General features: G+C 67.9%; 12 protein-coding genes. 3 read left to right on the forward strand and 9 right to left on the reverse strand.

Annotated features, from left to right (window positions below; all coding sequences use genetic code 11):
* Positions 1 to 8: 8 nt before the first annotated feature.
* The 8 genes from ligA to ACZI8W_RS12285 form a co-directional block, all read right to left on the reverse strand.
* Complete coding sequence (ligA, locus tag ACZI8W_RS12250; RefSeq protein WP_463368761.1) at positions 9 to 2,102, reverse strand: NAD-dependent DNA ligase LigA; 2,094 nt, start codon at positions 2,100 to 2,102, stop codon at positions 9 to 11.
* A 36-nt stretch (positions 2,103 to 2,138) separates the two neighbouring features.
* Entirely contained in the window at positions 2,139 to 3,167 is a 1,029-nt protein-coding gene (locus ACZI8W_RS12255) for a uroporphyrinogen decarboxylase/cobalamine-independent methonine synthase family protein (protein ID WP_463368762.1), read from the reverse strand.
* A complete protein-coding gene (gene mnmA / locus ACZI8W_RS12260; protein WP_463368763.1) occupies positions 3,164 to 4,279 on the reverse strand; it encodes a tRNA 2-thiouridine(34) synthase MnmA in 1,116 nt (371 codons plus the stop codon). The genes ACZI8W_RS12255 and mnmA overlap by 4 nt, the downstream gene beginning before the upstream one ends.
* Positions 4,276 to 5,511, reverse strand: a complete 1,236-nt coding sequence (locus ACZI8W_RS12265; protein WP_463368764.1) for a cysteine desulfurase family protein — start codon at positions 5,509 to 5,511, stop codon at positions 4,276 to 4,278. The genes mnmA and ACZI8W_RS12265 overlap by 4 nt, the downstream gene beginning before the upstream one ends.
* A 25-nt stretch (positions 5,512 to 5,536) precedes the next feature.
* Positions 5,537 to 6,394, reverse strand: coding sequence for a lysophospholipid acyltransferase family protein (locus ACZI8W_RS12270; RefSeq protein WP_463368765.1), 858 nt, complete (start codon positions 6,392 to 6,394; stop codon positions 5,537 to 5,539).
* On the reverse strand, positions 6,391 to 7,212 hold the full coding sequence (locus ACZI8W_RS12275; RefSeq protein ID WP_463368766.1) for a GNAT family N-acetyltransferase: 822 nt from the start codon (positions 7,210 to 7,212) through the stop codon (positions 6,391 to 6,393). The genes ACZI8W_RS12270 and ACZI8W_RS12275 overlap by 4 nt, the downstream gene beginning before the upstream one ends.
* Positions 7,213 to 7,348: 136 nt before the next feature.
* Positions 7,349 to 8,308, reverse strand: a complete 960-nt coding sequence (locus ACZI8W_RS12280) for an electron transfer flavoprotein subunit alpha/FixB family protein (protein WP_463368767.1) — start codon at positions 8,306 to 8,308, stop codon at positions 7,349 to 7,351.
* Positions 8,309 to 8,356: 48 nt separating this feature from the next.
* Positions 8,357 to 9,142 (reverse strand): electron transfer flavoprotein subunit beta/FixA family protein, encoded by a 786-nt coding sequence (locus ACZI8W_RS12285; protein ID WP_463368768.1) that lies wholly within the window; start codon positions 9,140 to 9,142, stop codon positions 8,357 to 8,359.
* 176 nt (positions 9,143 to 9,318) lie between these two features.
* Here ACZI8W_RS12285 and ACZI8W_RS12290 point away from each other — a divergent pair, with 176 nt between their 5' ends.
* From ACZI8W_RS12290 to ACZI8W_RS12300, 3 genes are read left to right on the forward strand one after another with little or no spacing between them, the layout of a single operon-like run.
* Positions 9,319 to 10,152, forward strand: coding sequence for a class I SAM-dependent methyltransferase (locus ACZI8W_RS12290; protein WP_463368873.1), 834 nt, complete (start codon positions 9,319 to 9,321; stop codon positions 10,150 to 10,152).
* Between the two features lie 26 nt (positions 10,153 to 10,178).
* On the forward strand, positions 10,179 to 11,702 hold the full coding sequence (locus ACZI8W_RS12295; RefSeq protein WP_463368874.1) for a 1,4-alpha-glucan branching protein domain-containing protein: 1,524 nt from the start codon (positions 10,179 to 10,181) through the stop codon (positions 11,700 to 11,702).
* 20 nt (positions 11,703 to 11,722) lie between these two features.
* The gene (locus ACZI8W_RS12300) at positions 11,723 to 12,970 is read left to right on the forward strand and encodes a glycosyltransferase family 4 protein (protein ID WP_463368876.1); all 1,248 of its coding nucleotides are present in this window, start codon (positions 11,723 to 11,725) and stop codon (positions 12,968 to 12,970) included.
* Positions 12,971 to 12,972: 2 nt separating this feature from the next.
* On the opposite strand, the gene ACZI8W_RS12305 is transcribed toward ACZI8W_RS12300, so the two are convergent.
* Positions 12,973 to 14,478: an amidase gene (locus ACZI8W_RS12305; RefSeq protein ID WP_463368769.1), complete on the reverse strand. Its 1,506-nt coding sequence runs from the start codon at positions 14,476 to 14,478 to the stop codon at positions 12,973 to 12,975.
* Positions 14,479 to 14,482 lie beyond the last annotated feature (4 nt).

Consider the following 14,482-nt stretch of genomic DNA (forward strand, 5'->3'; position numbering starts at 1 on the left):
GCGCGGCGTCAGGACTCGGGTGGGCCGAGAACCGCGTCGGGTCCCTGTTCCAGCAGGACACGGAACGCGTCTTCCTCGAGAATCGGAATACCCAGGTCCGAGGCCTTGTCGGCCTTGGACCCCGGATTGTCGCCGACCACGACGAACGCGGTCTTCTTCGACACCGAGCCTGCCGCCTTGCCGCCGCGAGCGAGGATCGCTTCCTTCGCTTCGTCGCGTGAGAGCCCGGCCAGCGTGCCGGTCACCACGATGGACATTCCCTCGAGGGTGCGTTCGATGGATTCGTCGCGCTCGTCCTCCATGCTCACACCGGCCGCAGCCCACTTGTCGATGATCGCGACGTGCCACTCGACGGTGAACCATTCGACGACAGCGGCCGCGATCGTGGCCCCCACACCCTCCACAGCGGCAAGCTCATCGAGCGACGCCGCCCGGATACGGTCGAGACTGCCGAATTCGGTGGCCAGGGCTCGTGCGGCGGTGGGGCCGACATGCCGGATCGACAGGGCCACCAGAACCCGCCAGAGCGGCTTTTCCTTCGCCGTGGCGAGGTTCTGCAGCAGACGTTCGCCGTTCTTCGACAGCACTCCTTTCGTGGTCTTGAAGATCGACGTGCGCATCAGGTCGGTAGCGGTGAGCGAGAACAGATCTCCTTCATCGCCGATCGCTTCGGATTCGAGCAGGGCCGTCGCCGCCTCGTAGCCGAGGGCTTCGATGTCGAATGCGCCGCGCCCCGCCACATGGAACACGCGTTCACGCAACTGCGCCGGGCAGTACTGCTGGTTCGGGCACCGCAGGTCGACGTCGCCCTCCTTTGCCGGTGCGAGGGGGGTCGCGCACTCCGGGCAGTCCGTAGGCATCACGAAGGCACGTTCGCTGCCGTCGCGGACATCGACGACCGGTCCGAGTACTTCCGGAATCACGTCGCCGGCTTTGCGCAGCACGACGGTGTCGCCGATGAGAACACCCTTGCGCTCCACTTCGGAGGCATTGTGCAGAGTCGCGAGGGACACCGTGGATCCCGCGACCGCCACCGGCTCCATGTAGGCGAACGGGGTCACGCGACCGGTACGCCCCACGCTGACCCGGATGTCGAGAAGCGTGGTGGTCACTTCCTCGGGAGGGTACTTGTAGGCGATCGCCCAGCGCGGGGCGCGCGACGTCGCGCCGAAACGGCGGTGCAGGGCCATCTCGTCGATCTTCACGACGAGTCCGTCGATCTCGTGTTCGATGTCGTGCCGGTGCTCACCCCAGTACGTCATCCGTTCGATCACCGCATCGGCGCCGGTGACCCGCACGGTGTGTGGCGAGACGGGTAGCCCCCACGCAGCGAGCGCGGCGTAGGCGTCGGATTGAGATTCGGGCCGGAAGCCGTCGATCCGGCCCAGACCGTGGCAGATCATTCCGAGTCGGCGCTTCGCCGTCACAGCGGGGTTCTTCTGACGCAGCGATCCTGCCGCCGAGTTCCGGGGATTGGCGAACGGTGCTTTGCCTTCGGCGACGAGACTTGCGTTGAGAACCTGGAAGTCTTCGAGGCGGAAGAACACCTCGCCGCGAACCTCGAGGAGCGAGGGAATCGGATATTCGGCTGTGGCAGTGAGTCGTTCCGGGACGGCATCGATGGTCATGGCATTGAGCGTGACCAGCTCGCCGGTGCGGCCGTCGCCGCGCGTTGCCGCACGCACGAGCCGCCCGTCCTCGTAGACGAGGCTCAGCGCCACGCCGTCGATCTTCACCTCGCACAGATAATGCAGATCCGATCCGGCCTCGGATTCGACGCGGGACAGCCAGGCGCGTAGTTCGTCCTCGTCGAAGACGTTGTCGAGGCTGAGCATGCGTTCGAGGTGATCGACAGCCGTGAAGTCGGTGGCAAAACCGCCACCGACGAGCTGCGTGGGCGAATCGGGGGTGCGAAGGTCGGAGTACTCGTCTTCGAGCGCGTTGAGCTGCCCGAGCAATTGATCGAATGCACCGTCGGAGATGATCGGGGCGTCGCGCACGTAGTAGCGGAACTGGTGCTCGCGCACTTCCTCCGCGAGTTGTTGCCAGCGCTCACGTGCGTCTGCTGGAGCTGTATCGGCCACGTCCGTCGGTTCACTCACAGCTTGCAAGCGTAGTCGAGGAGACCGACGAATCCGTCAGAGCGAATCGGGGTCTTCCGCGAATGCAGCGGCGACATCGTTCGCCAGTCCGAGCGCGGTCCGGGCCCAGGCCGGGTCGGCGGCCGACAAGCCGCATGCCGGAGTAACCGACACCGAACGGAGCGTTGCCCGCGCGAATCCGAGGCGGTCGATCAATGCCACCGCCGGTGCTGCCGACTCCCGCCAGGTCAGCCGCTTCTCCGGCGCGGTCGTCGGGATCAGGCCCAGCAGCAGAGTTGTGTCCGAATCGAGCAGTTCGCCCACCGCGTCGAGGTCCGCGCGGGTGAGCTGCGCGAGGTCGAACGAGACGGCGCCGGCCGCACTTCGGCGCAGCAGGTCTGCGGGAAGATCACCCGAGCAGCAGTGCACCGCGGTCGGAAGTCCGACGCCGGTGAGGGTCGCATCGAGGACGTGCTGGACCTCCGGTTCGGGCACGGCGGGCACGGTTTCGAGCATGGTACGTCCCCGCAACGATCCGGAGAGTACGGCCGGCAATGCGGGCTCGTCGAACTGAACGACGGTCGAGACGCCGAGACGCCGGCGCAGTTCGGCCGCGTGCCTCGCGACACCTTCCGCGAGAGATTCCGACAGGTCGCGGACCGCGCCTCGGTCGACGAGAGCGCGGGTGCCTGTCGCGAGCTCGGTGTGCGCGGCGAGTGTCCACGGCCCGATCGACTGCACCTTGACGGTGCGGTCGGATCCGGCTCCGGCGAGTTCCCATGCCTCCTCGAGCGCGTCGAGATCTTGTTTCAGCAGGTCCTCCGCGACACGTGCGACAGCGCCGCGTCCGGACCGCAGGCGGTAACCGGTGGTGGTGGCGTCGAGATGCAGGTCGACGAGCAGTGCGCTCGCGCGGCCGATCATGTCGGCTCCGAGCCCCCGTGCGGGCAGTTCGACCACGTGCGGCAGCGACGGGAGTTCGCCGACGATCACCGCGGCGGCCTCCCGGGCGTCGGTGCCCGGCCATGATCCGATTCCGGTGGTCGATCCCGCCCAGGGATTCGCACCCGCCAGTGCTGGGGTCACTGGTCTCCGGCCGTACCGGTTGCCGTGATCGTGCCGCTACCGAGGACGATGTCGCCCCCCGGATCGGGACGGTACAGGACCGCCGCTTGGCCTGCCGCGACACCGGTGAGGGGTTCGCGAAGCGAGATCTCGATGGCGCCGGGGTTCGCGACATCGTCGACGCTGCCGACGGATTCGGCAACCGCCTCCGCGAGCCCGCCGTGTGCGCGGACCTGCACGACGCATTCGATCGGTCCGACCGGCGCGGAACCCGATGTCCACACGGCACGTTCGGCCTTGATCGACGACACCTGCAGGCGTTCGGCGCTACCCACCTTCACGGTGCCGGTCTCGGGTTCGATCTCCGTGACGTAGCGAGGGCGCCCGTCTGCGCCCGGTCCGGCGATCCCGAGGCCCTTGCGCTGTCCGATCGTGAAGCCGTGCACACCTTCGTGTTCGGCGAGAATCTCCCCGGAGTCGGCATCGACGACCGCGCCTGGACGAACACCGATCTCGGCGCCGAGGAAAGCCCGGGTGTCGCCCGACGGGATGAAGCAGATGTCGTGACTGTCGGGTTTGTCGGCTACTGCAAGGCCACGCTCGGCAGCCTCTTCGCGGATCCGTTCCTTCGGGGTGTCGCCCACGGGGAACATCGCACGCGAAAGCTGTTCCGCCGTCAGCACTGCCAGCACGTAGGACTGGTCTTTGTCTGCGTCGACCGCACGACGCAGGACACCGGCACCAAGTTGTGCGTAGTGGCCGGTCGCGACGGCATCGAAACCGAGCGCGACGGCGCGATCCGCCAGCGCCGAGAACTTGATCTTCTCGTTGCACCGCAGACACGGGTTCGGTGTCTGCCCCGCGGCGTAGGACGCAACGAAATCGTCGATCACCTCTTCCTTGAAGCGATCGGCGAAATCCCATATGTAGAACGGGATTCCGAGCACATCGGCGGCGCGACGCGCATCGCCGGCATCCTCTTTGGAGCAGCATCCACGCGAACCGGTGCGCAACGTCCCCGGCGCCGTCGACAGTGCCAGATGCACACCGACCACCTCGTGACCTGCATCGACAACGCGGGCTGCGGCAACCGCCGAGTCCACACCGCCGCTCATCGCCGCAAGAATCCTCATCCCCGGTCACCTCCTCGTCCGCCGACGCTCGCCATCCCGGCGGCCCGCGCTCTGTCCACCACCTGCGGCAACGCCGCGAGCAGCACTTCAATATCGCCTCGGGTCGTGGTGTGCCCCAACGAAAACCGCAGAGAACCCCGCGAGACGGCCGGGTCGCATCCCATAGCCACCAGCACATGACTCGCCCGTGCCACTCCCGCAGTACATGCCGAACCTGTCGAGCATTCGATCCCGGCGGCGTCGAGCAACATCAGCAACGAGTCGCCTTCGCACCCGGGGAAAGTGAAATGTGCGTTGCCGACCAAGCGGTCGGTGCCGCGTGGCCCGTTGAGTATCGCATCGGGCACGACTCGTTCGACGCCGGAGATCAGTTCATCGCGCAGGACCTCGAGTTCGGCGGTCCGTGCCTGCAGTTCGATGGTCGCGAGGCGAAGCGCCGTCGCCATACCCACGACCGAGGCGGTGTCCTGCGTACCGGACCGCACGTCGCGTTCGTGACCGCCACCGTGGGCCAGCGGAACGCACGGCACCTGCCGGCCCAGCAGTAGCGCACCCACGCCCTGGGGGCCACCGAACTTGTGCGCGGCCACGGTGAGTGCGGACAGTCCGCTGGCCGTGAAGTCGACGGGAAGGTGCGCCACCGCCTGGACCGCGTCGCTGTGGATCGGGATGTCGAACTCTGCGGCCACCGCAGCGAGAGAGGCAATCGGCATCACGGTGCCGACTTCGTTGTTCGCCCACATCACGGTCACGAGTGCGACCTCGTCGGCGTGTGCCTCGAGTTCCTGGCGCAACGTGCGTGGGTCGACACGCCCGCTCTCGTCGACGGGCAGCCAGGTCACATCCGCGCCTTCGTGCTCCACGAGCCATTCGACGGCATCGAGCACCGCATGGTGTTCCACCGCACTCGCGATGATGCGGTGACGACGCGGGTTCTGCGCGCGCCGACCCCAGTAAATGCCCTTGACGGCGAGGTTGTCGCCCTCGGTACCGCCCGAGACGAAGATCACCTCGGAGGGGCGCGCACCGAGATCCGCCGCGATCGATTCGCGGGCCTCTTCGATGCGGCGTCTGGCGGCACGACCGGAACCATGCAGGGACGACGCGTTTCCGACGGTCGCGAACACGTGTGTCATCGCCTCGATCGCCGCGGACAGCATGGGCGTGGTCGCGGCGTGGTCGAGGTAGACGGTCTTCGAGGTGCCGGAGGGACCGGCGGCGGGCAAGGTCATGACCGATCCAGGATAGCCGGTCCGATCAGGTGGGCGTCACCACCGGCCCCGCTGTCGACACCACGTGCGGGGCGGCACTCCGCTCCGTCGGCCGTATCGCCCGTTCACACCGGGCTGCGAGGTCGCGGCGATCGGTCCCCGGCCACTCGAGCGGTGCGACAGTCACCGCCACGACGAGCCGCCGAGAGCGCGCGAGTCTGCTGATCGAGGTCCCGATCGTCTCCTCCCCCACGAATGCGGGACCGGTGGTCCGCGCACCAGTGTGGTCGAGGTACGTGAACCCGATGGGTTGCACCGGGCATTCCGCGTCGATGGCGGCTTCGAACAGCGCCGAGCGGAACGTCCCGTACGCGCGACCGCACCAGGTCGTCCCTTCGGGGAAGAAGGCGACGCGCTCGCCGGCCTCCAACCGGGTCCGGACGGTGTCGACGACACCTGGTAGAGCTCGCAGACGGTCACGTTCGATCGGGATCACCCGCATCCGCCGCGCAAGCGCGCCGAGTGTGCCCCAATCGAGTAGGTCGGCGCGTGCCACGAACCCCGCGGGGGTCACGGCCATGACCACCAGCACGTCGGTCCAGGACACGTGGGGTGCCACGACGAGGAGACCCCCGTCGTACCCCCGGCGGTCGCGCAGGTCGGTGACGGCGACACGCATCCCTACGCACCGCAGCAGGCCGCGGGCACCTGCCCGCAGCAAGACCTCTCGTGCCGAGGCCGGGACGAGCCGGGCCGCCACGAGGACGGGCGCGCAGGCGAGGACCACCAGGACGGTGCACGCTCGAATGGCGACGGTCACCCACGCGACCCGGGGTGACGTCGAGGGAAGGCAGCCGTCGCCGCACGGGCTCGCGGGCATCCACGCATGCGTGCGCGTGGTCATGCTTCGGCACTTTCGGCGGCTGCCCGCAGGCGTTCGAGGTAGCGGATGTTCGCGTCGTGCAGGCTCAGCATGGCGACGAAGTCCGCGACGCCGAAGTCTGGATCGTGTGCGGGCTCGCCGCAGATCTGGGCGCCGAGGCGCAGATATCCGCGCATGAGCGGCGGCACGACGACCCGTGCGGGCCTTTCGATCTCGTCGAGGCAACGGCCGTCGACCACCACCGGGTTCAACGGGCGCACCCGTCGTTCCGGGTCGATGCCGTGGCGCCCGAGCACCATGTCGCGCACGCCGCGGACGTTGGCGCCCACAGCGTCACTGGGCTGCAGTTGCATCGGCACCGAGACACAGCCGATGACCAGGTCGTGGCCGGTCAGCTCCAGGTACCGCAGGATCCCGGCCCACATGAGGGTCAGGACGGAGCCGGAACGGTGCGCCGCGTCAACGCACGCGCGACCCATTTCCACGGCACGCAGACCTTCGGGGTCGAGCGCGGACAGGTCGAATTCGGTGGCGGTGTAATAGCCGCCCGCCTCGTGCGCCGCGGTCGGCGGCAGCATCCGATAGCAGCCGACGAGTTCGCCGGTACTGGCCTCGTGCGCAAGAAGGTGGTCGCAGAATTCGTCGAACGGGTCGGCGTCCAGGTCGTTGCCATCGCCGGGGAGCGCGAAGCCGGGTTCGGTGGCGAACACCCGGCGACGCAGCCGCTGTGCCGCCTCCCGATGGTGCGCCTCGGTGGAGATACTCAGCGAATATCGCGGGCCGGACAGCACCGGAACCGTGAATTCTCGTGTGTGTGACAGCACCGCTGATGTGGTCATGCTGCAGGTGTAACGCGGCGGTGCGGCACGACGGCAGCGATGGGGTGTCGCGTTCGTGAACAGGGTGGAACAACCGCGCGGCCCCGTTCCGGGAAGTCCGGAACGGGGCCGCGCGGAGCGTTACGCGACGAACGTCTCAGCCTTTGTGCTTCTTGACGGCTTCGGTCAGCTGCGGTGCGACGTTGAACAGGTCGCCCACGACGCCGTAGTCCGCGATCTCGAAGATCGGGGCCTCTTCGTCCTTGTTGACCGCAATGATGGTCTTCGACGTCTGCATGCCGGCGCGATGCTGAATGGCACCGGAGATTCCGAGGGCCACGTACAGCTGCGGCGAGACGGTCTTACCCGTCTGACCGACCTGGAACTGGCCCGGGTAGTAACCGGAGTCCACGGCGGCGCGCGAAGCGCCGACGGCGGCACCGAGCGAGTCGGCGAGCGGCTCGATGACCTCGTGGAACTTGTCCTCGGAGCCGACACCGCGGCCACCGGAGACCACGATCGATGCCTCGGTGAGCTCGGGGCGGTCGCCACCGACGACAGGCTCACGGGAGGTGATCTTGACGGCGTTCTCCTCCTGCGCCGGGACCTCGACGTCGACGCGCTCCGCGGCACCGGCCTGCGGAGCGGACTCGATGGCACCCGGGCGAACCGAAATGACCGGAACCTCGCCGTTGGCCTTGGCGTCGACGGTGAACGCGCCACCGAAGATCGAGTGGACGGCCGAGCCATCGCCCTTGACGTCGACGACGTCGACGAGCAGGCCGGAACCGATGCGCGCGGCGAGGCGGCCCGACACCTCCTTGCCCTCGACCGATGCCGCAGTGAGGACCGCTGCGGGGCTGGTGGACTCGACGAGGGCGGCGAGGACGTCGACCTTCGGGGTCACCAGGTAGCTGTCGACCACGTCGGATTCGGCGGCATAGACCTTGACGGCACCGGCCGCGGCGAGGGCTTCCTGCAGCTTGTCTGCGGTGCCGGCCGGGCCTGCCACGACGGCGGACGGCTCACCGAGCGCACGGGCGGCGGTGATGAGTTCCACGCTGATCTTCTTCAGTGCACCCTCGGCGTGCTCGACGAGCACAAGTACTTCTGCCATTGCTTGTTTCTCTCCCTAGATATGTCTGCTGTGTGCCGTGGGGCGCGATCAGATGATCTTCTGGCCGACCAGGTACGTGGCGATCTGGTTGCCGCCCTCGCCCTCGTCCGCGACACGCTCGCCCGCGGTGCGCGGGGGCTTCGGCGTGACACCGGTGACGGTGGTGGCAGCGTTGGCGACACCGAAGATCTCCGGGTCGAGACCGATCTCGGCGAGCGTGAGGGTCTGCACTTCCTTCTTCTTCGCGGCCATGATGCCCTTGAAGGACGGGAAGCGCGGCTCGTTGATCTTCTCGGTGACCGAGATGATGGCCGGCAGCGGAGCCTCGACGCCGAAGACACCCTCGTCGGTTTCGCGCTCGCCGGAAGCCTTACCGTCGGCGACGGTCAGCTTGCGCAGGTGGGTCAGGTGGGGCAGGCCGAGGTACTCGGCAATGATCGCCGGCACCGCACCTGCGCGGCCGTCGGTGGCCTCGTTGCCCGCGATGACGAGTTCGACGCCTTCGATCTGACCGAGCGCGGCAGCAAGCGCGTACGAGGTCTGGATGGCGTCCGATCCGTGGAGGGCGGGATCGTTGAGGTGGATGGCCTTGTCGGCACCCATCGACAACGCCTTGCGGATCGCATCGGTGGCGCGGTCGGGACCTGCGGTGAGGACGGTCACCTCGCCGCCGTCGCGCTCCTTGACGAGCAGGGCTTCTTCGACGGCCCGCTCATTGATCTCGTCGAGCACGGCATCGGCGGCCTCACGGTCGAGAGTGAAGTCGCCGTCGGTGAGCTTGCGCTCGGACCACGTATCGGGGACCTGCTTGATCAAAACGACGATGTTCGCCATGGGTCTACGTCGACCTCCTGTGTGTAGCTACTTCGGATTCGGAGCGGCGATGCCTGAACCGACTACTCGTGCCTGTCGCACGGCATGTGCGCCAGATTACCAAACGCTAAGTTACTGGGTGGTAACTTTGTGGAATTCCCGGTTCACCATAACCGCAGACGAGGAGCGAAATGGCTGTGATCTGGACCACCGAGTCCGACTCCGCAGGCGGTGGGTCTACTCTCGGGGCGGTGAGTGACTCCACCGTCCGCGCCGACGGCGCGCAACAGCTGCCACTGACCGGCGAACGGACAGTCCCCGGCATCGCCGAAGAAAACTACTGGTTCCGCCGCCACGAAGTGGTCTACCGCGACATGTTGCAGCGATGTGCCGACCGCATCGTCCTCGAGGCCGGTGCCGGCGAGGGCTACGGGGCCGATATGATCGCCGACGTCGCTACTCGTGTCATCGGACTCGACTACGACGAGGGTGCCGTCGCGCACATCCGCACCCGGTACCCGCGCATCGACATCCGTCAGGGCAACCTCGCCGAACTCCCACTCGACGATGCCTCCGTCGACGTGGTCGTGAATTTCCAAGTCATCGAACACCTCTGGGATCAATCTCAGTTCCTTCGGGAATGCCACCGCGTCCTGACACCCGGGGGCGAGCTGCTCATCAGCACCCCCAATCGCATCACCTTCTCCCCCGGGCGCGACACACCGCTCAACCCGTTCCACACCCGCGAACTCGACGCCGCCGAACTGACCGAGCTCCTCGTCGACGCGGGTTTCCGCCTCGACCTCGTCACCGGCGTCCACCACGGCAGTTCTCTGCGTGCACTCGACGCCAAGCACGGTGGCTCGTTCATCGACGCACAGATCGAGCGCGCCCTCGCCGGCGAGCCGTGGCCCGATGGGCTGACCGCCGACGTCGCGGCCGTCACCGCCGACCACTTCGCCCTCTCCCCCGAGAACCTCGACGACAGTCTCGACCTGGTGGCAGTCGCAGTGAAGGATCCTGCACCGTGAGATCCGAACCGACACGCGAACCGGGGATGTTCGCCCTGGTCCTCCACTCCCATCTTCCGTGGCTCGCGAACCACGGACGGTGGCCGGTCGGCGAAGAATGGCTGTATCAGTCCTGGGCCGCGACGTACCTGCCCGTCGCCGACGTCCTGCATCGCCTCGCAGACGAAGGGCGCACTCGGCTGCTGACCCTCGGGGTCACGCCCGTGCTCGCCGCACAGCTCGACGATCCGCACAGCCTCACCGGTATGCATCACTGGCTGGGCAACTGGAAGTTGCGCGCGCACGAGGCCGCCGGGATGCTCGAACCGTCCTATCGCGCGCTCGGCGCCCGTGAGCACCGCGCCGCCGAGCGAGCACTCGAGACGTTCGAGACCCGGTGGCGGCACGGCGGATCTCCCGTCATCCGCGAACTCGTCGACGCCGACACGATCGAACTGCTCGGCGGTCCGCTCGCGCATCCGTTCCAGCCATTGCTCGATCCTCGACTGCGGGCGTTCTCGCTGTCCGAGGGACTCGACGACGCACACCGGCGGTGGCAGCACACCCCCCGCGGAATCTGGGGGCCCGAATGCGGGTACACCCCGGGCATGGAGAAAGGCTATGCCGCAGCGGGTGTCGAGCACTTCATGGTCGACGGACCGGCTCTGCACGGCGACACCGCACTGGGACGCACCGTCCGTGAGTCCGACGTCGTGTGTTTCGGCCGCGACCTGAAGGTCTCCTATCGGGTCTGGTCCCCGAAGTCCGGATACCCCGGGCATTCGGCATACCGCGACTTCCACACCTACTGCCACGACACCGGCCTCAAGCCCTCACGTGTCACCGGTCGCACCGTCGCGTCGGAGGACAAGGCCCCGTACGACCCCGATCTCGCGTCGGTCGCACTCGATCGGCACGTTGCGGATTTCGTCGACACCGTCCGGCAGCGGCTGCGCAGCGAATCGACCCGCATCGGGCGCGATGCCCTCGTCGTCGCTGCGTTCGACACCGAACTGTTCGGGCACTGGTGGTACGAGGGACCTGTCTTCCTCGAGCGCCTGCTGCGTGCGCTACCCGAAGCCGGCATCGAGGTGGGCACACTCTCCGACGCGCGTGACCGCGGGTACGTCGGCGGGCCGGTGGCACTCGAGGACTCGTCATGGGGTTCGGGGAAGGATTGGCGGGTGTGGGCCGGAGATCAGGTCGCCGACCTCGTCCAACTCGACGACGAGGTCGTCGCCACCGCGCTCGACACCATCGACAAGTCCCGCGACGCCCTCGGATCGCACACACCCGCTCTGCGTAACCGGGTGCACGACCAGCTTCTACGTGAGGCGCTGCTGACCGTCTCGAGCGACTGGGCGTTCATGGTCAGCAAGGACACCGCGGCGGGCTATGCACGCGACCGCGCCCACAAGCACGCGCACGCGACACGGGAGATCGCCGCCGCAGTCGCCGAAGGGCGCGACACCGCAGCGCGACGACTCGCCGACGCCTGGAACCGAGCCGACAACCTGTTCCCCGGACTCGACGCACGGCGTCTCCCCGGCAGACACGGAGGCCCCCTGTGACATCGACGATTGCTCCGCGGCTGAAGATCCTCCTGGTGTCCTGGGAGTACCCCCCGGTCGTGGTGGGTGGCCTCGGCAGGCACGTCCACCATCTGGCGACCGAACTCGCCGCGGTGGGGCACGAGGTGGTGGTGCTGTCGCGCCGCCCCACCGGCACCGACGCGTCGACCCACCCGACGATCACCCACATCTCCGAGGGTGTCCTCGTCGTCGCGGTGGCCGAGGATGCACCGCACTTCGAGTTCGGCACCGACATGCTCGCCTGGACCCTCGCGATGGGGCACGCGATGGTCCGCGCGGGAGTCGGGCTCAGCCGGGGCGGTATCGGCGACGGCTGGCACCCCGACGTCGTCCACGCGCACGACTGGCTCGTCGCGCATCCCGCGATCGCCCTCGCCGAGTACTTCGACGTTCCACTGGTCTCCACCCTCCACGCGACCGAAGCGGGTCGTCACAGCGGATGGCTGTCGGGTCGTATCAACCGGCAGGTGCACTCGGTCGAGTGGTGGCTGGCCAACGAATCGGACGCGCTCATCACGTGTTCGGCATCCATGCGCGACGAAGTCACCGAACTGTACGGCCCCACGTTGCCGACGATCTCGGTGATCCGCAACGGCATCGACGTCACCACCTGGTCGTACCGGGAGCGGCAGCCTCGGACCGGGCCCGCGCAGCTGCTGTACGTCGGCCGGCTCGAGTACGAGAAGGGTGTGCAGGACGCGATCGCGGCGATGCCGAAGATCCGGCGTTCACATCCGGGCACCACGCTCGTCATCGCCGGCGAAGGCACCCAGTTCGAGTGGCTGCGTGAACAGTCCCGCCTGCACCGGGTTGCGAGGTCGGTGACCTTCGTGGGCAACCTCGACCACACCGAGCTGCTCGGCTGGCTGCACGGCGCGGACGCGATCGTCCTGCCGAGCCGCTACGAACCGTTCGGGATCATTGCCCTCGAGGCTGCCGCAGCGGGCATCCCGCTCGTCACGTCCACGGCGGGTGGTCTCGGTGAAGCCGTGGTCGACGGTGCGACCGGCCTGTCGTTCCAGCCCGGTGAGGTCGCGGGCCTGGTGTCCGCGGTACGGGAGACCCTCGACGATCCGTCCGCGGCCCAGGAGCGAGCGCGTGCGGCCCGCGATCGACTCACCGATCAGTTCGATTGGGGTGTGGTCGCCGAGGAGACCGTCCAGGTCTACGCCGCCGCGAAACGTCGGGTCCGGCATCCGATGGCGCGGCCGACGATCCCACAGCGTCCCCTGCCGGATCGCAGCTGACATCAATCCGTCGACACGTCCGGCGCAGGCAACAACGGTGGCTGCCTGTCGAACCACGGGCTCGCCTGTTCGAGCTCGCCCGCAAGAGAGAGCAACAGGGCTTCCCCACCGAGCGGTGCGACGAACTGCACGCCCAGCGGCACCGCATCCGCAGTCCAGTGCAATGGAATCGAGATCGCCGGCCGCCCCGTGATATTCGCCAACTGCGTGTAAGGAGTGCGACCGAGGTTGTCGTCGATCACCTTGTCGATCACTCCACCCCAGCGCGCGAGCCGCGCCAACCGCGCCGCCATCAGCACCGATCCCACTCCCCGCATCCACGCGGGGGTGGCCAGTTCACCCACCCGCGCCGGCGGATACGCCAGAGTCGGGGTGAGCAACAGATCGTAACGTTCGTGGAACGCGGACAGGTCGCGGATGTAGTCTGCCCATCGAGCATGAGCGGCAAGGTAGTCCGGGGCCGATACGGATCTGCCGAGTGCGGCCATGATGCGGGTGTCGAACTCGAAACCGTCCGATCCGCAACCGGTACGCCGGCGGGCATCCTCGACTTCGAGGGCGAGCGACGCGAACCACATCGTCAGGAAGTCGGCGGCGAGGCGACGCTCGTCGATTCCCGTTTCGGCCGGTTCCACCCGGTGCCCGAGTTCGTCGAGCAGCACCACTGCGCGGTCCACCGCTGCGACGGCCTCGGGGTCGACGCCGGTGCCGATCGGAGAGACGGTCGCGTAGCCGATCCGCAGGCGCTGCGGCGGCGTACACACTGCTGCGGCATAGGATCCGGGTGTAGCACCTACCGCATAGGGCGCCGCCGGATAGGTACCCGCCATCACGTCGAGCATCGCAGCCGAGTCGCGAACAGTCCGACTGATCACTCCGTTGGACACCGCGCCGTGCAACGGTTCCCCACCGATCGGCCCCGTGGGCACCAGGCCCCGACCTGGCTTGAGACCGACAAGGCCGCAGCACGCCGCCGGGATGCGGATCGAGCCGCCGCCGTCGTTGGCGCCCGCCACGGGTACGACACCGGCAGCCACGGCTGCTGCGGACCCACCCGATGACCCGCCGGGCGTGAGCTCGGGATTCCACGGATTGCGGGTTACCCCACCCGCCTCCGGCTCGGTGACTCCCTTCGCGCCGAACTCCGGTGTGTTGGTCTTTCCGAAGATCACCAGCCCGGACCCGAGCCAGCGATCCACCACCACGGAGTTCCGGGTCGCGGGGAGCTCGGCGAGCGCACGGGAACCGCTCCCGGTGGGGGTTCCGATCACATCCTGTAGCAGGTCCTTGACCAGGAACGGCACGCCCGCGAACGGCCCTGTCATGGTGCCGGAGGCGCGGACGCGGGCACGCTCGCCGAGACGGTGCACAACCGTGTTCAGCGTCGGATCGACAGCATCGAGGCGTGCGAGGGCCGAGTCGAGCAACTCGACCGGCGACACCTCGCGTCGGGCGACGAGACCCGCGAGCCCCACCGCGTCGTAGCGGCGATACTCGGCATAGTCCACGGTT

This window comes from Rhodococcus ruitaii (assembly GCF_055230935.1).